General features: G+C 72.0%; 17 protein-coding genes. 10 read left to right on the forward strand and 7 right to left on the reverse strand.

Annotation, left to right across the window (positions count from 1 at the left end; genetic code table 11):
- Positions 1-5: 5 nt before the first annotated feature.
- From O3597_RS03685 to O3597_RS03700, 4 genes are read right to left on the reverse strand one after another with little or no spacing between them, the layout of a single operon-like run.
- Positions 6-875: a metal ABC transporter permease gene (locus O3597_RS03685; RefSeq protein ID WP_164449436.1), complete on the reverse strand. Its 870-nt coding sequence runs from the start codon at positions 873-875 to the stop codon at positions 6-8.
- Positions 872-1,636, reverse strand: a complete 765-nt coding sequence (locus O3597_RS03690; RefSeq protein ID WP_164449437.1) for an ABC transporter ATP-binding protein — start codon at positions 1,634-1,636, stop codon at positions 872-874. Before O3597_RS03690 ends, O3597_RS03685 begins: the two co-directional genes overlap by 4 nt.
- Positions 1,633-2,607 carry a metal ABC transporter substrate-binding protein gene (locus tag O3597_RS03695; RefSeq protein WP_281603251.1) on the reverse strand — a complete coding sequence of 325 codons (975 nt, stop codon included), beginning with the start codon at positions 2,605-2,607 and terminating at the stop codon, positions 1,633-1,635. The genes O3597_RS03690 and O3597_RS03695 overlap by 4 nt, the downstream gene beginning before the upstream one ends.
- Before the next feature lie 54 nt (positions 2,608-2,661).
- Positions 2,662-2,919 carry a hypothetical protein gene (locus O3597_RS03700; protein ID WP_281603252.1) on the reverse strand — a complete coding sequence of 86 codons (258 nt, stop codon included), beginning with the start codon at positions 2,917-2,919 and terminating at the stop codon, positions 2,662-2,664.
- A 29-nt stretch (positions 2,920-2,948) separates the two neighbouring features.
- Here O3597_RS03700 and O3597_RS03705 point away from each other — a divergent pair, with 29 nt between their 5' ends.
- The 5 genes from O3597_RS03705 to dusB all read left to right on the forward strand — a co-directional run bounded on the left by O3597_RS03705 (position 2,949) and on the right by dusB (position 7,778).
- Entirely contained in the window at positions 2,949-3,290 is a 342-nt protein-coding gene (locus tag O3597_RS03705) for an antibiotic biosynthesis monooxygenase (RefSeq protein ID WP_164449440.1), read from the forward strand.
- 310 nt (positions 3,291-3,600) lie between these two features.
- Entirely contained in the window at positions 3,601-4,098 is a 498-nt protein-coding gene (locus O3597_RS03710) for a hypothetical protein (RefSeq protein WP_164449550.1), read from the forward strand.
- A 112-nt stretch (positions 4,099-4,210) separates the two neighbouring features.
- Positions 4,211-5,590, forward strand: a complete 1,380-nt coding sequence (locus tag O3597_RS03715; protein ID WP_164449441.1) for a glycine--tRNA ligase — start codon at positions 4,211-4,213, stop codon at positions 5,588-5,590.
- Positions 5,591-5,723: 133 nt separating this feature from the next.
- The gene (locus tag O3597_RS03720; RefSeq protein ID WP_281603253.1) at positions 5,724-6,575 is read left to right on the forward strand and encodes a hypothetical protein; all 852 of its coding nucleotides are present in this window, start codon (positions 5,724-5,726) and stop codon (positions 6,573-6,575) included.
- A gap of 24 nt (positions 6,576-6,599) precedes the next feature.
- Positions 6,600-7,778, forward strand: a complete 1,179-nt coding sequence (gene dusB, locus O3597_RS03725; RefSeq protein WP_281603254.1) for a tRNA dihydrouridine synthase DusB — start codon at positions 6,600-6,602, stop codon at positions 7,776-7,778.
- Positions 7,779-8,091: 313 nt separating this feature from the next.
- Here dusB and O3597_RS03730 read toward each other — a convergent pair whose 3' ends face one another.
- Positions 8,092-8,748: a C39 family peptidase gene (locus O3597_RS03730; protein ID WP_281603255.1), complete on the reverse strand. Its 657-nt coding sequence runs from the start codon at positions 8,746-8,748 to the stop codon at positions 8,092-8,094.
- Positions 8,749-9,293: 545 nt separating this feature from the next.
- The gene (locus tag O3597_RS03735) at positions 9,294-11,171 is read right to left on the reverse strand and encodes a beta-N-acetylhexosaminidase (protein WP_281603256.1); all 1,878 of its coding nucleotides are present in this window, start codon (positions 11,169-11,171) and stop codon (positions 9,294-9,296) included.
- 312 nt (positions 11,172-11,483) lie between these two features.
- On the opposite strand from O3597_RS03735, the gene ppdK reads away from it, so the two are divergent.
- Positions 11,484-14,219, forward strand: a complete 2,736-nt coding sequence (ppdK, locus tag O3597_RS03740) for a pyruvate, phosphate dikinase (protein ID WP_164449445.1) — start codon at positions 11,484-11,486, stop codon at positions 14,217-14,219.
- A gap of 125 nt (positions 14,220-14,344) precedes the next feature.
- On the opposite strand, the gene O3597_RS03745 is transcribed toward ppdK, so the two are convergent.
- A complete protein-coding gene (locus O3597_RS03745) occupies positions 14,345-14,845 on the reverse strand; it encodes a roadblock/LC7 domain-containing protein (protein WP_281603257.1) in 501 nt (166 codons plus the stop codon).
- 290 nt (positions 14,846-15,135) lie between these two features.
- Here O3597_RS03745 and O3597_RS03750 point away from each other — a divergent pair, with 290 nt between their 5' ends.
- The 4 genes from O3597_RS03750 (at position 15,136) to O3597_RS03765 (ending at position 19,407) form a co-directional block, all read left to right on the forward strand.
- Positions 15,136-15,489, forward strand: coding sequence for a VOC family protein (locus O3597_RS03750; protein ID WP_164449447.1), 354 nt, complete (start codon positions 15,136-15,138; stop codon positions 15,487-15,489).
- Positions 15,486-16,727 (forward strand): deoxyguanosinetriphosphate triphosphohydrolase, encoded by a 1,242-nt coding sequence (locus tag O3597_RS03755; protein WP_164449448.1) that lies wholly within the window; start codon positions 15,486-15,488, stop codon positions 16,725-16,727. The genes O3597_RS03750 and O3597_RS03755 overlap by 4 nt, the downstream gene beginning before the upstream one ends.
- A 51-nt stretch (positions 16,728-16,778) precedes the next feature.
- Positions 16,779-17,624, forward strand: coding sequence for a siderophore-interacting protein (locus O3597_RS03760; RefSeq protein ID WP_281603258.1), 846 nt, complete (start codon positions 16,779-16,781; stop codon positions 17,622-17,624).
- 133 nt (positions 17,625-17,757) lie between these two features.
- Positions 17,758-19,407 (forward strand): BCCT family transporter, encoded by a 1,650-nt coding sequence (locus O3597_RS03765; RefSeq protein WP_164449450.1) that lies wholly within the window; start codon positions 17,758-17,760, stop codon positions 19,405-19,407.
- Positions 19,408-19,552 lie beyond the last annotated feature (145 nt).

Here is a 19,552-nt window from a genome sequence, read left to right on the forward strand (position 1 = left end):
CAGGATCAGGACCCGCCGAGCACCACCTCGTGGGGCTCCGGAGCCGGCGCGGGCTGGGGTCGGGTCCGCCGGAGCCGGCGCCAACCGGCGGCCAGCAGGGTGACCGTCACGAACGAGGCGATCGCGAGCACCACCACCGAGGCGCCGGGCGCGGTGTCGGCGAGCGCCGCCATCCAGATGCCCGCCCCGCCGGCGAACAGTCCCAGCGCCATCGCCGCCGCCATGGTGCTGCGGAACCCCCGGGTGACCTGCTGCGCGGTGGCCACCGGGACGACCATCAGCGCGCTGATGAGCAGTACGCCGACCGCGCGCATGGCGATCGTCACCGTGATCGCCGTGGTGATCGCGAGCAGCAGGTTGAGCGTGCGTACCGGCAGGCCGGAGACGCGGGCGTACTCCTCGTCGTGACAGACGGCGAACAGCGCCGGCCGCAGCCCGATCATCGCGATCAGCACCGCCGCACCGAGCACCGCGATGGTGGCGACGTCCGCCCGGGACGCCGTGCTCAATGCCCCGAACAGGTACGCGTTCAGGTTGGCGCTGGTGCTGTCGGAGAGCCCGACCAGCACCACCCCGCCGGCGATGCCGCCGTAGAACAGCAGCGCGAGGGCCAGGTCGCCGGAGGTCCGGCCGCGTTCGCGGATCAGTTCGATGACGACCGCGCCGAGGGTGGCCGCGATCACCGCCATGATCACGGGGGAGGTCTGGAAGAGCAGACCGGCACCGACCCCGGTCAGCGCGACGTGCCCGATGCCGTCGCCGATCAGCGCCAGCCGCCGCTGCACCAGGTAGATGCCGAGCGCGGGCGCGGTCAGCCCGATGATCAGAGCGCTGACCAGCGCGAGCTGCATGTACTCGTACTGGAAGAGGCTCATCGTGCGCTCCACAGCCCGGCGGGCTCCTCGGGACCGTGCGGATGCACGTGGTCGTGGTCGGGCGCCGCGTGGTGCCCGGCCGGCTCCGGCACGGCGCCGTCGTGCGCCACGAACCCCTGGTGCACGACGATCGCCCGGCCGATCACCGGACGCAGCGGACCCAGCTCGTGGGCGACGAGCAGGACGGTCCCCCCGCCGAGGGTGAAGTCGCGCAGCGCACCGGCGAACGCCTCCTGGCTGACGGCGTCCACACCGGCCGTCGGCTCGTCGAGGATCAGCAGTTCGGGCCGCCCGGCCAGGGCTCGGGCGATGAGCGTGCGCTGCTGCTGCCCGCCGGAGAGGGTACTGACCGGGTCCTTCGCCCGGTCGGCCAGGCCGACGGCGCGCAGCGCCTCGGCGACGGCCTCCCGGTCGGCCCGCCCGGGTGGGCGCAGGATTCCCCGGCGGGCCAGCCGCCCGGCGGCGACCACCTCGGCGACGGTGGCCGGCACGCCGCTGCCGGCACCGAGGCGCTGGGGGACGTACCCGACCCGGTGCCACTGGCGGAACCGGCGGACCGGTCGGCCGAAGAGGGTCACCGTGCCGGCGCTGAGCGGGACGAGCCCGAGGATGGCGCGGATCAGGGTGGACTTGCCGGAGCCGTTGGCGCCGAGGAGCGCGACCACCTCACCGGCGGTCACGGTGAGCGAAACGTCACGAAGCACGGGGCGGCCGTCGTAGCCGACCACCCCGTGCGTGACGGTGATGACGTCAGGTGTCACGAGCAGCTCAACGCCGTCCTCAGGGTTTGCAGGTTGGTACGCATCACCGAAAGGTAGTCCCCGCCGCCCTCGGCTGACAGGCCCTCGATCGGATCCAGCACGGCGGTCTGGGCGCCGACCTCGCGGGCGATGGTCTCGGCCACCTTCGGGCTGACCAGCGTCTCGAAGAAGATGGTGGTGGCCTGGTGCTCCCGGGCCTCCTCGGTGACCTCGGCCAGTCGCTGCGGGGACGGCTCGTTCTCCGGGGTGAGTCCGGTGATGCCGATCTGCTCCAGCTGGTACTTCTGCGCCAGGTAGCCGAACGCGGTGTGGCTGACCACGATCTCCCGACGCTGGCAGGTCTTCAACCCCTCGGCGAACTCCGTGTCCAGCTTCTCCAGCTCGGTACGCAGAGTGGCCGCCCGCGCGGTGTAGTCACCGGCCCGGTCCGGGTCGACCGTGCCGAGCCGCTCGGCGAGCTTGTCGCCGATGGTGGCCAGTCGGGTCGGGTCGAGCCAGACGTGCGGGTCCTTGGCCCCCTCGGACGCCTCCTCGGCGTGCTCCTCCTCGGCGTGCTCCTCGCCCTCGTGGTCGTGGTCGTGGCCACCGGCGGTGGCGTCCAGCAGGGGCTCCACGGTCGCCACGTCGAAGGCGCGGTCACCGGCCTGCTGCTCGACCGCCTCGTCCACGGCGGGCTGGAAGCCGTGCAGGAACAGGACCAGCTCCGCCTCGCTGATCTGGCCGACCTGGCCCGGGTTCAGCTCCAGGTCGTGCGGCTCCGCACCGGGGCGGGCCAGGCTGGTCACGGCCACGGCGTCGCCGCCGATCCGCTCGGCGAGGAACTGCAACGGGTAGAAACCGGCCACCACGTCGACCCGCTGCGGGTCGGCGCCGGCCGGGCTGTCGTCGTTCGAACAGGCGGTGACGCCGGTCAGGGCGAGCAGGGCGGCCGTGGCGGTGGCCAGGGCGCGCGGGGCGGAGCGGAAGGTCATGTCCTCGACTTTCCGCGACAACGACAATGATTGTCAAAAACGCATGATTGCATGTCAGAGCAGCTTCACCAGGCCGGCGGTGATCAGCAGGGTCAGCACGATCAGCCGGATCGCCCGGGTCTGCGGCGTCTGTACCGACCAGGTGGTCACCAGCAGGGTCGCCAGCGCGCCGGCCAGCAGCAGCGTCACCAGCCCGCCGATCACGCCCGGGGCGAAGAACGCGACGAGCGCGAGGGCGAGGGTGACCAGGAACACCGTCGTCGGGTTGGTCCGGGCCAGTCGGGCGGCGATCCCAGGCTGCGTACGCTGCATTCCACAGACTCTACGAGGAGGAGGAGCCGGTGCTGGTGACCAACCGGTTCGTGGTCGACGAAGACGTCGCCGAGGCGTTCGCCGCCCGGGCCCACGCGGCCCTCGCGGCGCTGGCCGCCAGGCCCGGCTACCAGCGCGGACAGCTGGTCCGGGCACTGGACGACCCCCGTCACTGGTGCCTGGTCACCGAATGGGAGTCGGTGGGCACCTACCGCCGCGCCCTCGGCGGATTTGACGTGAAGATCACAGCGGTGCCGCTGCTCGCCGAGAGTCTCGACGAGCCGTCCGCGTACGAGCCGTTGGCGACCGCCGTACCGGGCGGGGACGTGGTCACGGTGGCCAGCGACCGGGCTGCGGGTCCTTACCGCTGAGTCGCCGGGCACTACGCTGGCTCCTATGACCGCTCCCGGACCGGCAGCCCCACCGCCAGACCCCTCGCTGCCCGGCCAGCAGGGACCTCAGGCGGCGGGCGAAAGCGGCCCGCCGGCCGCCTCCGGCCTGCCGTCCACTGACGGCACCGGTGCCAGGCCCGCCGCCGAGACCGCCGGGTCGCCGCCCACCGGCCCGACCACGCCACCCGGCACCGACCCGGCGCCGGACGCCAACCGACAGCCGCCGGGCCAAATGCTGCCCACCTCGCCGTCCGCTGGTCAGGTGCCGTCCGTCCCGTCGTCCGATCCGATGCCGTCCGGTCCGCAACAGGGTGCGCCGGTGCCGCCGCCCGGGCCCGGGGTGGCACCGCCGTTCGCGGCACCGCCGACCGAGGGAGGTCGGTCCCGGCTCTGGCTCGGTCTCGGCGCGGGAGCGCTGGCCCTGCTGCTCTGTTGCGGCGGTGGCGGCACCGCGGTCGTGGGCCTGCTGGTCAGCGGGGTGCAGGCGATCGAGGAGCAGGGCCGCACGGTCTCCGGCGACTACTACCGGGCCCTCTCCGACGGTGACTACGGGCGGGCGTACGACCAGCTCTGCGAGGACGCCCGGCGGCGCGAGTCCCGGCAGGAGTTCGAACGCCGCTCCGCCGCCGAACCGCAGATCTCCTCCTACCGGGTCGGCGAGGTGGACACCACCACGCTCACCGTGCCGGTGGAGGTGACCTACCGTGGCGGCGGCCAGGAACGCCAGCAGGTCGTGCTCGCCCAGGATCCGCAGACCGGCGGCATGGAGGTCTGCGGAGTCAACTGACCGGCCGCAGGTAATGTGCTGGGTTCGGGACCGCACCGGTCGTACCGTGGTCCCGAACCGTCCCCGCCGACCGTGACGTCCCCGCCGACCGCCAGTCGGCGTAGGAGGAAAAATGCCAGCCGACCGTATCGACGCCGTCGTCAGCCTCGCCAAGCGCCGAGGCTTCGTCTTCCCCTCCAGCGAGATCTACGGAGGCACCCGGTCGGCCTGGGACTACGGTCCGCTCGGCGTGGAGCTCAAGGAGAACGTGCGCCGGCAGTGGTGGAAGACCATGGTCCAGCAGCGCGACGACGTGGTCGGTCTGGACTCCGCGGTGATCCTCGCCCGGGACGTGTGGGCCGCCTCGGGGCACCTGGAGGCCTTCGTCGACCCGCTGACCGAGTGCCAGTCCTGCCACAAGCGGTTCCGCGCCGACCATCTTGAGGAGGCGTACGAGGCCAAGCACGGCCGTCCGCCGACCTCGCTGGCCGAGCTGAACTGCCCCAACTGCGGTAACAAGGGCACCTTCACCGAGCCCCGGATGTTCAACGGCCTGATGAAGACCTACCTCGGCCCGGTGGAGAGCGACGAGGGTCTGCACTACCTGCGGCCGGAGACCGCCCAGGGCATCTTCGTCAACTACCGCAACGTGGAGACGGTCGCCCGCAAGAAGCCGCCGTTCGGCATCGCGCAGACCGGTAAGTCGTTCCGCAACGAGATCACCCCGGGCAACTTCATCTTCCGTACCCGCGAGTTCGAGCAGATGGAGATGGAGTTCTTCGTCGAGCCGGGCAGCGACGAGCAGTGGCACGAGTACTGGCTCGCCGAGCGCTGGAACTGGTATCTCGACCTCGGTCTGTCGGAGAACAACCTGCGCTTCTACGAGCACCCCAAGGAGAAGCTCTCGCACTACTCGAAGCGCACCGTCGACATCGAGTACCGGTTCCAGTTCGGCGGCACCGAGTTCGCCGAGTTGGAGGGCATCGCCAACCGCACCGACTTCGACCTGTCCACGCACAGCAAGCACTCCGGCGTCGACCTGTCGTACTTCGACCAGTCCAAGGGCGAGCGGTGGATCCCGTACGTGATCGAACCGGCCGCCGGCCTCACCCGCGCGGTGCTGGCCTTCCTGCTCGAGGCGTACGACGAGGACGAGGCGCCGAACACCAAGGGCGGCGTCGACAAGCGCACCGTGATGCGTTTCGACCCGCGACTGGCCCCGGTCAAGGTGGCGGTGCTGCCGCTGTCGCGTAACGAGGCGCTTTCGCCGAAGGCGAAGCAACTCGCCGCGGACCTGCGCAAGCGCTGGGTGGTCGAGTTCGACGACTCGCAGGCCATCGGTCGCCGCTACCGCCGGCAGGACGAGATCGGCACCCCGTTCTGCGTCACCGTCGACTTCGACACGCTCGACGACAACGCGGTGACCGTGCGCAACCGGGACACCATGACCCAGGAACGGATCGGCCTGGACCAGGTCGAGCGCTACCTGCTCGACCGTCTTCCCGGCTGCTGATTTCCGCCCCGCCCGGGCCCGCCGGCCGATCCGGCGGCCCGGGACGGGCGCGACGGTCGAGCCGACTGACATCCATGGCCAATGATGTCTTCAGGCGGACGTATCCGCACGGAGACGACGAAGGGCCGACGACGTGGAGCCGGAAGCACGCGAGGAGATCTTCGAGCGGGCGCGGGAGCTCTCCACCCGGCCGGCGGGCTGGCGGCAGGCGGACGCGCTCTGGCTGCGGGTCATCGAGGCGTACCGGCAGGCGGTCGCGGGTGGCCGGGCCGACCGGCACGATCAACGCCAGCTGGCCCGGGCCCTGTGGCGGCACGGCATGGTGTTGGCCGGCATGGGCCGCCACGAACGGGCGAAGGAGGCGGGCCACGAGGCCATCGTGCTGTTCGCGGAGGTCCATCAGGCGGTGAAGGCGGAGCATCCGGATCCGACCCAGCCGCGACGGGACGAGGCGCTGGCCGAGCTGATCACCGCGTTTGTGGACTCCGGCGAGTCGGCGTTCGTGGCCGGCAGCCCCGGTGTCCGGCTGCAGTTGCTGGAGAAGGCGATCGAGATCGGTCTGTACACCGCCGGTCCGGCACCCGGTGCGGGGCCGCGCACCCGCGCGGCGATGGCCACCGCCTACCACAACTACGCGAACGCTCTGCTGCACCGCCATCAGGAGCAGGGTGCGGCGTCCGATGTCCAGGAGGCGGTGCTTGCTGGTTCCCGGGCGACGGAGCTGCGCCTGAAGGCGCTCGACCCGCATCAGCCGATCACCATCTGGGAGCTGGCCAACACGTACTCGATCTACGCGCCGGCGCTGCTGATGATCGGCGACGTCGAGCGTGCCCGGTTGGTGGTCGATCAGGGCCTCCAGCTGACCGATCTGCTCGGTATGGCCGGGCTGGAGATCCGGCAGAAGCTGGCGGGGACGGCGGAGCTGATGCGCGGAGCCTCGGGGCCCGATCGCGGAGGTAGCCGGTGGCCGTGGCAACGGCGCTGACCACGGCCCCCGTACCCTTGAGCGGTGGAAACCGCCCTCCCTCCCGCCGCCGACCGGCCGTCGTTGAGCATCGGGCCGCACCAGGTGTGGCCGCCGGTGGTGCTCGCCCCGATGGCCGGCATCACAAACGTCGGCTTTCGCCAGCTCTGCCGGGAGCAGGGCGGCGGCATCTACGTCTGCGAGATGATCACGACGGTCGCCCTGGTCGAGCGGAACCCGAAGACGCTGCGGATGATCGCGTTCGGGGCGGACGAGCGCCCGCGCAGCCTCCAGCTCTACGGCACCGACCCGGAAACCACCGCCGCCGCCGTGCGGATCGTGGTCGAACGGGACCTCGCCGATCACATCGACCTGAACTTCGGCTGCCCGGTGCCGAAGGTGACCCGTCGCGGTGGCGGCGCGGCACTGCCCTGGCGGCGGCGGCTCTTCGCCCGCCTGGTGCGCGCCGCGGTGGACGCCGCGTCACCCGCCGGGGTGCCGGTCACGGTCAAGATGCGCAAGGGCATCGACGACGACCACCTGACGTACGTCGAGGCGGGGCTGGCCGCCCAGGAGGCTGGCGTCGCCGCGGTCGCCCTGCACGGTCGTACGGCCGCGCAGCGCTACTCGGGCACCGCCGACTGGGATGCCATCGCGACCCTGAAGCAGGCGCTCGACGTGCCGGTGCTCGGCAACGGCGACATCTGGGAGGCCGACGACGCGCTGCGGATGGTGGCGCACACCGGGGTCGACGGCGTGGTCATCGGTCGCGGCTGCCTCGGCCGCCCGTGGCTCTTCGCCGACCTGGAGGCGGCGTTCAACGGCTCGCCGCAGCGCCGGCTGCCCACCCTCGGCGAGGTCGCGGTGACCATGCGCCGGCACGCCGAGCTGCTGGTCGAGCAGTTCACCGCCGGCGCCCGCAATCCCGCCCGGGGTGAGCGGGACGGCTGCACCGACTTCCGTAAGCACGTGGCCTGGTACCTCAAGGGTTTCCCGGTCGGCAGCGAGCTGCGCCGCTCCCTGGCGATGATCGACAGCCTGGCCCAGCTCGACGACCTGCTCGGCAAGCTGGACCCGGCCGTGCCGTTCCCGGTGGAGACGTTGGGTCAGCCGCGCGGTCGCACCAACTCACCGGGCAAGGTCTTCCTGCCCGACGGCTGGCTGGCCAGCCGCGACGACGACACCGTTCCCGAGGGCGCCGAGCTGGACGACTCCGGCGGCTGACCCCGCCAACGCCGGGTTCTCGCAGCCACCAACCCGTCACCGCGGCGTCCGGTCGCCGCCTGCCTTGCGGCGTCCACCGCCTGTCGCCGTGGCCTGCGCCGCCCGCCGCCCGCTGCCCGCTGCCTGCTGACGGTGAGCCAGCAACATCGGGGATGTTGCTGGCTGGCCGTGGCGTGACACAGCAACATCCCCGATGTTGTCGTCTTCCCGGGGCCGGGGCCGGGGCGGGGCGGGGCGGGGGTGGTCGGGGTGGAGGTGGGGACGACGAAGGGCCGGCCCCGGGTGGGGTCGGCCCTTCGTGGTGTTGGGGTTGTCAGGAGGTGGCGCTGTAGCCGCGGGTGGCGATCCAGTCGGCCAGGGCGTCGATGTTCATCCGGTAGGAGGCCTGGGTGGGGTCGGCGGAGTCGGCGATGGTGACGGTGTCGCCGCCGTCGCGGTAGCCGACGATGCTGATGTAGTGGCCGCCTTCGAAGCTGTGGGTGGTGCCGTCGGTGTCGGTGGCGGTGCCGGCGATGTTGGCGACCACGGCGTGGCCGTTGTCGACGGTGCGGACGATGTCGTCGCGCAGCTTGTCGGTCTGCTTGTCGTCGGCCTTGGGGTCGGTGATCTCGACCGAGCGGTAGACGTCCTTGCCGGTCTCCTTGTTGAGTACCGGGGTGATGTCGTTGATGGAGTTGGTGCCGGCCTCGGTGGTGCGCATTTCCTTGGCCATGGTGTCGACGTCGATGTTCTTGCCCTGCACGCTCAGGGCGTTGCGGGCGGCGGCGGGGCCGCAGTAGTAGAAGTTGGGCTGGGCTTCGTAGCGGACGCCGAGTTCGCGTTCGCCGCCGGGCTTGCGGTCGGCCTGGATGGCGGCGGGCTTGGTGGCCGGTGCGGCGTGGGCGGCGACGGCGGGGCCGGCGATGCCACCGGCGGTGGCGGCGGCTGCGGCGATGGTCAGGGCGGTCTTGCGCAGGATGGTGGTAGCCATGATGATCTGCACCTTTCGGTCGGGGGTGCGCGCGGCGGTACCCGCGTGGGGGGTGCGGGTGGGCCGTGCGTTGAAAGGGGAAGACGTGCTACGCGTTGTCCGGCGGGTCGGTGCCCGGGACGTGGTGTAACGCCGGGTGGGCCGGGCTCATTCCCGTAGGCTCGCGGGCCGGGGATGTAACGCCGGGTGGGCCGGGGGCATTCCGGGGGTCTCGCCGGGGGAGGCGGCTGACCTGGTTCCGGGGGGTGTAACGCCGCGGCGGCGGGGGGTCATTCCGACCCGGGCCGGGGACGGCGCTCGGAGGCGCTCGTGGTTACGTCATGTACAACCACCGGACCGGGCCCCCGATTCCGCCGGTGCGGTGACCGACGCCACCACAAAGAGGCCGAAACCGGATATCCGGTGCAGGTGGCAACCGAACTGGTTACCCGTCAGCTCATCGCCTGCCGGTGAAGCCGGCGGTGCTGAGTGATCCGGGCGCTGGGGTGCTTTTGGGGTGATTGTCGTGGTCTGGTGGGTGGCTGGCGGAGCGGTGGTGGAGCGCGTCACTCCTGGCCGGGCGCTGTTCCTGGGCGGACTGGCGGGTCGCTCGAAGGGCTGACCGGCGGGTGCTCGAGGGGGTCGCCGCTTGGCGACGGCCTCCGCGGGGCGGGCACCGGCATTGCCGGAGCCGACCAGGGCAGCTCGGGAGAGCGGTGGTACGCGATGCCCGCGGTGGCCCAACGTGGGCCGTGCCCCGCGAGTCGCCGCCGGAACGCGTCCCAGTCGTGCGTCGAGCGGGGAGACCAGCCCAGCTCGGCGATGGCGGGCAGCCGGGGGAGCAGCATGTACTCGAGTTCGGCGAGGGTGGTCACCGACTCGGTCCACAGCGGCGCCTCGACGCCGAGCACCGCCTCGGCCGGTACGCCCACCAGGTGGGTGGCCGGATCCCAGTCGTACGCCCGGCGTACGTCGATCAGCCCGGCCCAGTCGTGTCCGATCGGGGTGTCCGGGGCGTACTTCATGTCGAGATACGCGTGGTTGCCGGGGGAGAGGATCAGTCGAGCGCCCCGGCGTACCGCCTCGGCGGTCACCGGGTCGTCGCCGGTCGTGCCCCACCACTGCAGGATCCGCCCGTCGCAGTGGGTGGCCGGGGCGATCTGGTGCCAGCCGATCACGTCCCGGCCCAGCCCGGCCACGATGCGTTGCGTCCGGTCGACGAAGCCGGCGTACACCTCGGCGGGCACCTTGAACGCCTCGTCGCCGCCGATGTGCAGCCACCTCCCGGGAGTGAGCGCGGCGATCTCGCCGAGCACGTCGGCGACGAAGTCGTAGGTGCGCTCGCTGGCTGGGTCGACGTAGCTGAAGCCGACCTCGGTGCCGGTGTACGGCGGCGGCGCGACCCGGTCGGGGGCCAGCTCGCCGTACGCGGTCAACGCGGCGTTCGTGTGACCGGGCAGGTCGATCTCGGGGATCACGGTGATGTGCCGGTCGGCGGCGTACGCCACGATCCGTCGGTAGTCGGCCCGGGTGTAGTACCCGCCGGGGGCGTCGCCGACCGCACCGGCCCCGCCGACGGTGGCCAGCCGGGGCCAGGAGTCGATCGCGATCCGCCAACCCTGGTCGTCGGTGAGGTGCAGGTGCAGCCGGTTGAGCTTGTACCGGGCCAGGTGGTCGATCACCCGCAGCACGTCGGTGACGCCGAAGAAGTGCCGGGCCACGTCGAGCATCGCGCCCCGGTGCGGATAGCGGGGACGGTCGAGGATCGACCCGCCGGGCAGCACCCAGCGTTCGGTGACCGGGGTGGCGCTCTCGACGGCGGCCGGCAGCAGCTGTCGCAGTGTCTGCACCCCGTGGAAGAGGCCGGCGGCGGTGCCGGCGGCGATGCGTACGCCGTCGGTGCCGATGTCGAGCCGGTAGCCCTCCGCGCCCAGGGCCACCTCGTCGGTCAGCACGAGGGCGATGCCGCCGGCCGGGACGGGCGCGGTGGTGTCGGCCACCGGCAGCGGGTATCCGGTGGCCGGACGCAGCAGCGCGGCGAGCTGCCCGGCGACGGCCACAGCGGCCGGATCGGCGCTGACCCGGATCACCGCGTCGACCGAGAGCAGGTAGTCGCCCGAGGCGTCCGGCTCGACCCGTTCCGGCGCGGGCACCACGTCGCCCAGCCGGGCCGGTGCCGGCGGTGCGAGCAGCGCCGCCGCCTTGCGCTCCGCCGCCCGGGCCAACTCCTCGGCGGTACGCCCGGAAGCCTGAGCCGCGTCGTCGGCACCCGCGGCGGTCTCGGCCTCGGCGTTCGTCCGGGCGGCGAGCCCGCCACCAGCGCCGCTCCGGTCCGCTGCGGCGGTCTCCCGCTGCGGGGCGGGCGCTGCCTCGGCGGGGGCGGTGACGGCGGCGGGTCGGGTCGGGTCGAGTGGTTCCGGTGCGGTGCTGGACGGGGTGGACACGAGAACTCCCGAGGGGGTGTATTCGCGGCGGTTGTGGCAATGGTGCGAGGTGGTCACAGAGCGTGCCGTCTAGCGTACGGGGAGGCCGGCAATTGCGTGAATGTGCGCGTGGAACCGTTCCCAAAAACTGTCACGAACGCGAAGAGTCGTGATTGCTGTGCCTATTGTCACCGAATGCTCCCGGGCCGCGCGTTGTTCGCTTAGCCTTCGCCCACCGATCGGCACGACTCCCCGGATTACCAGCCAGTGGATTCGGGGTATCAGAAAACTGAACCTTCGTTAAGTGTCAGTCCGGGCGCGTGGGAGGCTCTGGTGGCAGCGCAAGAGACGGTTGAGCACAAGTACGTCTACGACTTCGCCGAGGGCAACAAGGACCTCAAGGACCTCCTGGGCGGCAAGGGGGCGAACCTGGCCGAGATGACGAATCTCGGCCTGCCGGTGCCGCCCGGCTTCACCATCACCACCGAGGCGTGCAAGGCGTACCTCGGCACGGGTACGGAACCGGCCGGACTCGCCGACCAGATCACCGCGCACCTGACGGCGCTGGAACGCGAGATGGGCCGGCGGCTGGGCGACCCGGACGACCCGCTGCTGGTCTCGGTACGCTCCGGGGCCAAGTTCTCGATGCCGGGGATGATGGAGACCGTACTCAACGTCGGTCTCAACGACCGCAGCGTCGAGGGGCTGGCCCGGCAGGCCGGCGGCTCGACCGGCCAGCCCGCCTCCGGCGGCGCGGACCGGTTCGCCTGGGACTCCTACCGGCGGCTGATCCAGATGTTCGGCAAGACCGTCTGCGACGTGCCGGGTGAGGAGTTCGAGCACGCGCTCGACGAGGCCAAGCGCGCCAAGGGCACCGACCTGGACCTGGACCTGGACGCGGACGACCTGCGCGGGCTGGTCGACGCGTACAAGAAGATCTTCACGAAGCACACCGGGCGGGAGTTCCCGCAGGAGCCGCGCGAACAGCTGGACCTGGCGGTACGCGCGGTGTTCGACTCGTGGAACGCCGAGCGGGCGGTGGTCTACCGCCGGCAGGAGCGCATCCCGGCGGACCTCGGCACCGCCGTCAACGTGGTGGCGATGGTCTTCGGCAACCTCGGTCCCGACTCCGGCACCGGCGTCGCCTTCACCCGCGACCCGGCCAGCGGTGCCCAGGGCATCTACGGCGACTACCTGGCCAACGCGCAGGGCGAGGACGTCGTCGCCGGCATCCGCAACACCGTGCCGTTGCAGGAGCTGGAGCGGATCGACAAGGACTCCTACGACGAGCTGCTCGACTACATGGCCCGGCTGGAGCGGCACTACCGCGACCTGTGCGACATCGAGTTCACCATCGAGCGCGGCAAGCTGTGGATGCTCCAGACCCGGGTCGGCAAGCGCACCGCCGCCGCCGCGTTCGTCATCGCCGGCCAACTCGTCGACGAGGGCCTGATCGACCTCGACGAGGCGCTGCACCGGGTCAACGGCGCGCAGCTGGCCCAGTTGATGTTCCCGCGCTTCCAGCTCGACCACGACTTCCAGCCGGTCGCCGCCGGGATCGGCGCGTCACCGGGCGCGGCGGTCGGCAAGGTGGTCTTCACCTCGGCCCGCGCGGTCGAGCTGGCCGCCGAGGGCGAGGCCGTCATCCTGGTCCGCCGGGAGACCAACCCGGACGACCTGAACGGCATGATCGCCGCCCGGGGCATCCTCACCTCGCGGGGTGGCAAGACCAGCCACGCCGCCGTGGTGGCCCGGGGGATGGGCAAGACCTGCGTCTCCGGCGCGGACGAACTGGACATCGACGTGCCGAAGCGGCGGTTCGTCGTGGCCGGGCACACGGTCACCGAGGGCGATGTCGTCTCCATCGACGGCACCACCGGCAAGGTGTACCTCGGTGAGGTGCCGGTCAGCCCGTCGGAGGTGGTGCGCTACTTCGAGGGCGAACTCGACCCGGCAAGCACGGACGACGCCCTGGTCAAGGCGGTGCACCGGATCATGTCGCACGCCGACGCCAGCCGGCGCCTGGCGGTGCGTACCAACGCCGACACCGCCGCCGACGCGGCCCGGGCCCGGCGCTTCGGCGCCGAGGGCATCGGGCTGTGCCGCACCGAGCACATGTTCCTCGGCGACCGTCGCGAGCTGGTGGAACGACTGATCCTGGCCCGCGACCCGGCCGAACGGGAGGAGGCGCTCGCCGCGCTGTTGCCGTTGCAGCGGGCCGACTTCGTGGAGATCTTCCGGGAGATGAACGGTCTGCCGGTCACCGTCCGGCTGATCGACCCGCCGCTGCACGAGTTCCTGCCGCCGCTGGAACAGCTCGCCGTCAACGTGGCGGTCGCCCAGGAACGCGGCGAGGACGTCGCCAAGGAGGAGGCGCTGCTCGCGGCGGTACGCCGGATGCACGAGGAGAACCCGATGCTCGGGCTGCGCGGCGTACGCCTGGGCCTGGTCATCCCCGGCCTGTTCGCGATGCAGGTCCGGGCGATCACCGAGGCGGCCGTGGAGTGCACCCGCCAGGGCGTCCCCGCCTGCCCGGAGATCATGGTCCCGCTGGTCGGCGCGGTGCAGGAGTTGGAGACGGTACGCGCCGAGGCCGAGCGGATCATCGCCGAGGTGGTCGGCGGCAGTGACGTCGACGTGCTGATCGGCACGATGATCGAGGTGCCCCGGGCGGCGTTGACCGCCGGGCAGATCGCCGAGGCGGCCGAGTTCTTCTCCTTCGGCACCAACGACCTGACCCAGATGGGTTGGGGCTTTTCCCGCGACGACGTCGAGGGGGCGTTCTTCTGGCGCTACCTGGAGCTGGGCATCTTCGGCATCTCACCGTTCGAGTCCATCGACGCCGACGGCATCGGCCGGCTGGTCCGCATCGCCGCCGAGGAGGGGCGGGCGGCCCGCCCGGGGCTCAAGATCGGCGTCTGCGGTGAGCACGGCGGAGACCCCGACTCGGTGCACTTCTTCCACTCCGTCGGATTGGACTACGTCTCCTGTTCGCCGTTCCGGGTGCCGGTGGCGCGGCTGGAGGCCGGCCGAGCCGCGATCGTCACCACCGGCTCCGACAGCCGCTGACCGCCCGCCCCGCCAGGTCGGGAGGCAGCAACATCGGGGATTTTGCTGTGTCGAGCCGCCTCGAGGCAGCACCATCCCCGATGTTGTCGCCTGTCGCGGGTGTCCGGGGTGGTCGGGGGTGGCGGTCAGATCGGGGGGCGGCGCCAGGTGATGGACTGCGCGCGGCGGGGGCGCTGGTTCGGCAACGTGGCCATCGGGGTGCGCACCGCCAGCGGGGCGTGCGGATCCGCCTGGTGGGGCAGCAACGTCGGCTGGCGGCAGGCGGCCAGGGCCGGGCCGGTACGCCGGACCACCGCACGGGCCTCCTCGCGCAGCGCCGCCAGATCCGCCCCCGGTGCGGTGACCAGGGTCAGCAGGGCGTCCCGCCCGGCCGGGTAGGTGACCACGCAACCGGCCGCGGTGTGCACCACGGACTCGTGGAACTCGCCCTGCCGTACGGTGGCCGCCATCCGGTGCCCGAGACCGAAGCTGGCCGCGGCCAGCGCCGCCAGGTGAGTGGCGTCGGTCGTGGGCAGGTCGCTGGAGATGAGCAGGCCGTCCGTGCCGGCGAGAACCGTGCCGGAGACCTCGGGACGGCGTCGACGCAGCCCGCGCAGCTCGGTGCCCATCATCGTTTCCGCGTTCACGATCGTGTCTCTCCCACCGGTCGTGTCTCGCCGCAACAGGTGACGTTCCGCAGTGGCGACGCTACCCGTGCACGTCGATGAGTGCGATCCCGTCACCGTCGGCAATCGGACGACAACTCTCGTCTGATCGGAGGATGTGGACCCGCCGGGGGCACGTCGTCGGCGCGCCGAACCGAGCCCCCGGGCGTAACCTGACTTCGCCCGTGGACCGTCGTTTCGCGAAGGGGTGGCCGGATGGGATCCCGTACCGAGTTGTCAGAGGCTGTCGGTGTCGCGGCGGCGGTGTCCGCATGACCGCCGTGTGGGAGAGCCTGACCGTCGACGCCCGTGATCCGGGCCGGCTGGCCCGCTGGTGGGCCGAGGCGCTCGGGTACCAGGTGGTCGAGGAGCGGCCGGACGAGGTGGAGATCCGGCAGAGCGCGGATCGGCTGCCGGGCATCGTCTTCGTACCCGTGACCGGGGCCAAGGCCGGCAAGAATCGGCTGCACCTCGACCTGCGGCCGACCGACCGGGAGGCCGAGGTGGAGCGGCTCGTCGACATGGGGGCCCGGCACGTCGACATCGGCCAGGACGGCGACGACTGGACGGTGCTGGCCGACCCGGAGGGCAACGAGTTCTGCGTGCTGCGGCAGCGTGGGGATTGACTGCCGCGTCCGGTGAGCCGGACGCGGCGCGTCGGGTCGCGGAGCCGGTCAAGGATCCGGAGCACGGCCGGTCCCCGTACGAGCGGGATCGGGCCCGGGTGCTGCACTCGGCGGCGTTCCGCCGGCTGGCCGCGAAGACCCAGGTGCACACGGCCGGCACCGACGACTTCCTGCGTACCCGGCTGACCCACTCGCTGGAGGTGGCCCAGATCGCCCGGGAGATGGGCGCCCGGCTGGGCTGTGATCCGGACGTGGTGGACACCGCCGGGCTGGCCCACGACCTCGGGCACCCGCCGTTCGGGCACAACGGCGAGGGCGCGCTGGACGAGTTGGCCGCCGACTGCGGTGGGTTCGAGGGCAACGCCCAGACGCTGCGGGTGCTGACCCGGCTGGAGGCCAAGGTGTACGCCCCGGACGGCACGTCCGCCGGGCTGAACCTGACCCGTGCCTCGCTGGACGCGGTCGGCAAGTACCCGTGGGCCCGGCAGCCTGGCCGGCGCAAGTTCGGGGTGTACGCCGACGACCTGCCCGCCTTCGCCTGGCTGCGGCAGGGTGCCCCGGCCGGCGAGCGGCGGTGCCTGGAGGCGCAGGTGATGGACTGGGCCGACGACGTGGCGTACTCGGTGCACGACGTCGAGGACGGCATCCACGGCGGTTACCTCACGCTGGAGCCGTTGCTCGCCGACCCGGACGAGCGGGCGGCGCTCTGCGTCGACGTCGCGGCCGTCTACTCGACCGAGTCGCCTGACTACCTCGACGAGACGCTGACCGGACTGCTCGCCGACCCGGTGCTCGCCCCGTTGGCCGGCTACGACGGCAGCCATCGGGCCCAGGCCGCGCTCAAGGCCACCACCAGCGTGCTGACCGGTCGGTTCGTGGCGACCGCCGTCGCCGCCACCACCGAACGCTTCGGCCCGGGACCACACCGACGGTACGCGGCCGACCTGGTCGTACCCCGGCCGTTGCGGGCCCGGTGCGCGCTGCTCAAGGGCATCGCCCTGCGCTACGTGATGCGTCGGCCCGGTGCCCAGGGCCGCTACCGGCGGCAGCGGGAGATCATCGCCGAGCTGGTGGCGACCCTGACCGCGCGGGCACCGGAAGCGCTCGATCCGGTTTTCGCCCCGCTGTGGCGGGACGCACCCGACGACGGCGCGCGACTGCGGGTGGTGATCGACCAGGTGGCCTCGCTGACCGACCCTGCCGCCCTGGCCTGGCACGACCGTCTGATCGGAAGCTGACATCGTGGCCCGGGGCTGAACGGCGCGCGCGAGTGAGGTTAGCCTAACCGAATGACGGATCGCCCGAAGAAGGTCACCTCCGCCCTGGTACTGCGCACCTGGCGGCCCACCCCGCACGTGGTCCGGCTGGTGCTCGGCGGAGAGGAACTGGCCGGCCTGCCGGTCGGCGAGTTCACCGACCACTACATCAAGATTGTCTTTCCGGTGGCCGGGATCGACCACCCGCGCCCGATCGACCTCGCCGCCATTCGTCGTGACCTGCCGCGCGAGCAGTGGCCCCGGCTGCGCGCGTACACGGTTCGCGCCTGGGACGCGGCGGCCGGGGAGATGACCGTCGACGTGGTGCACCACGGCGACGAGGGGCTGGCCGGTCCGTGGGCGGCGGCGCTGCGCCCCGGCGACGAGGTGCTGTTCGTCGGCCCGGGTGGGGCGTACGCGCCGAGCCCGGCGGCCGACTGGCACCTGCTGGTCGGTGACGAGAGCGCTCTGCCGGCGATCGCCGCCGCCCTGGCCCGGCTGCCCGTCGGTGCGCCCGCGCACGTGTTCGTCGAGGTCGACGGCCCGGCCGACGAGCAGCCGCTGCCCAGCCCCGGCGCGGTGCGGCTGACCTGGCTGCACCGGGGCGTACGCCCGGTGGGTGAGGCGTTGGTGGCCGCGGTGCGTGAGCTGGAGTTCCCGCCCGGCACGGTGCACGCCTTCGTGCACGGTGAAGCGTCGTTCGTCCGTCAGTTGCGTCGCCTGCTGCGGGTGGAACGCGCGGTTCCCCGCGAGTGGCTGTCCATCTCCGGCTACTGGCGCAAGGGCCTGGACGACGAGGGCTGGCGGGCCACCAAGGCCGACTGGAACCGCCAGGTCGAGGCCGACGAACAGCCGCGTCTTCCCGTGCCGCTCGGTTGACCTTGCGGTCGACAACCGGCAAGGTGGCACCCCAACACGCCCTCTGAACGGCCGAAAGTCGGCTCTCCGGGGGTGATTGACCGGAATGTCGGAGCACGACGGCAGGGGAACGGGAGGATGGTCAGGGGTGACCATGAGCGAGCAGGTAGACGAGAAGACCGCCGAACCGGGCGGTAAGGGCAGCGCGATCGACCCGATCGTGCTCGGCCTGGGCGTCGGCGGGGTGCTCGCCGTGGTGCTCTGGGGGGCGCTGGCCCGTGACTCGCTGGCAAGCGTCGGCGAATCGGGTCTGGCCTGGGTGATCGACACGTTCGGCTGGTTCTTCGTGGTGGCGGCAAACGCCTTCCTGGTGCTGGCGGTGGTGCTGGCGCTGTCCCGGTTCGGTCGCATCCGCCTCGGCCGGGACGACGACGAGCCGGAGTTCAGCACGCTGGCCTGGATCGCCATGATGTTCAGCGCCGGCATGGGCATCGGCCTGGTCTTCTTCGCCGTGGCCGAGCCCATCCAGCACTACGCCACACCGCCACCGGCGACCGGCGTCGAGCCGCAGACCGGGCAGGCGGCGTCGGCGGCCATGCAGTTCACCCTCTTCCACTGGACCCTGCACCCGTGGGCGATCTACGCGGTGGTGGCGCTGGCGCTGGCGTACTCGACGTTCCGTCGCGGCCGGCAGAACCGGATCTCGGCGGCGTTCCGGCCGCTCATCGGCGACCGCGCCGACGGCGCCGTCGGCCAGGTCATCGACCTGCTGGCCGTCTTCGCCACCGTCTTCGGCTCCGCCACCAGCCTCGGGCTCGGCGCGCTCCAGGTCGCCGCCGGCCTCGACCTGGTCGCCGGGGTGCCGGACAGCACCGCGGTGGAACTGGTGGTGATCGGGGCGCTGACGCTGGCCTTCGTCATCTCCGCCTTCACCGGCCTGCACCGGGGCATCAAGTGGCTGTCCACCACGAACGTGGTGCTGGCCGTGGCGCTGATGCTCTTCGTCTTCGTGGTCGGGCCGACCATCTACACCCTTGAGGTGCTGCCCGCCTCCATCGGCGACTACCTCAGCAACCTCGTCTTCATGTCCACCCGGACCGGGGCGTTCTCCGACCCGGCCTGGCTGGGCGGCTGGACGATCTTCTACTGGGCGTGGTGGATCTCCTGGGCGCCGTTCGTCGGCACCTTCATCGCCCGGATTTCCCGGGGCCGAAGCGTGCGGCACTTCCTGATCGGGGTGCTCCTGGTGCCCAGCGGTGCCAGCGCCGTCTGGTTCGCGATCATGGGTGGCAGCGCGCTGCGGGTGCAGGCCACCGGGGTACGTGACCTGGTCGCGGACGCCTCCACCAGCAGCGAGCAGGCACTGTTCGGTCTGCTCGACGCGCTACCGCTGGCGGCGCTGACCGGCGTGCTGGCCATGGTGCTCATCGCGCTGTACTTCGTCACCAGCGCCGACTCCGCCTCGCTGGTGCTCGGTTCGCTGACCTCCCGGGGCGCGCTGCGCCCGCACCGGCTGGTCGTGGTCAGCTGGGGAATCCTGATCGGCGCGGTCGCCGCCGTGCTGCTGCTCGTCGGTGGACTTGACGCGCTGCAACAGGCCACCATCATGGTGGCGTTGCCGTTCGTGGTGGTGATGCTCGGGCTGGCCGTGGCCCTGGTCAAGGACATGGCCCGCGACCCGCTGCTGGCCGCCCCGGCACGTACCCGCCCGCACGGCCTGGCCGACGCGGTGCGCGCCGCCCGGTCGTACGAGGAGGAGGACCCGCCGCCGGTACGCCGCTACCTGCGTCGCCGCCCCCGCTGACCGTTCCTACCCGCCCGCCGCGCCGTTCCGCCGCTGTGCCGGAACGGCGCGGCGTCGGTGTTCGCACCCCGCGTCGACGGTGTCGGCAAGGGTGCATCCGCCGTCGGAGACGTCACCAAGGGGCCCTTCCGCGCGTCGCGGGCGG

Source organism: Verrucosispora sp. WMMA2044, assembly GCF_027497155.1.
Taxonomy (GTDB): Bacteria; Actinomycetota; Actinomycetes; order Mycobacteriales; family Micromonosporaceae; genus Micromonospora; species Micromonospora palythoicola.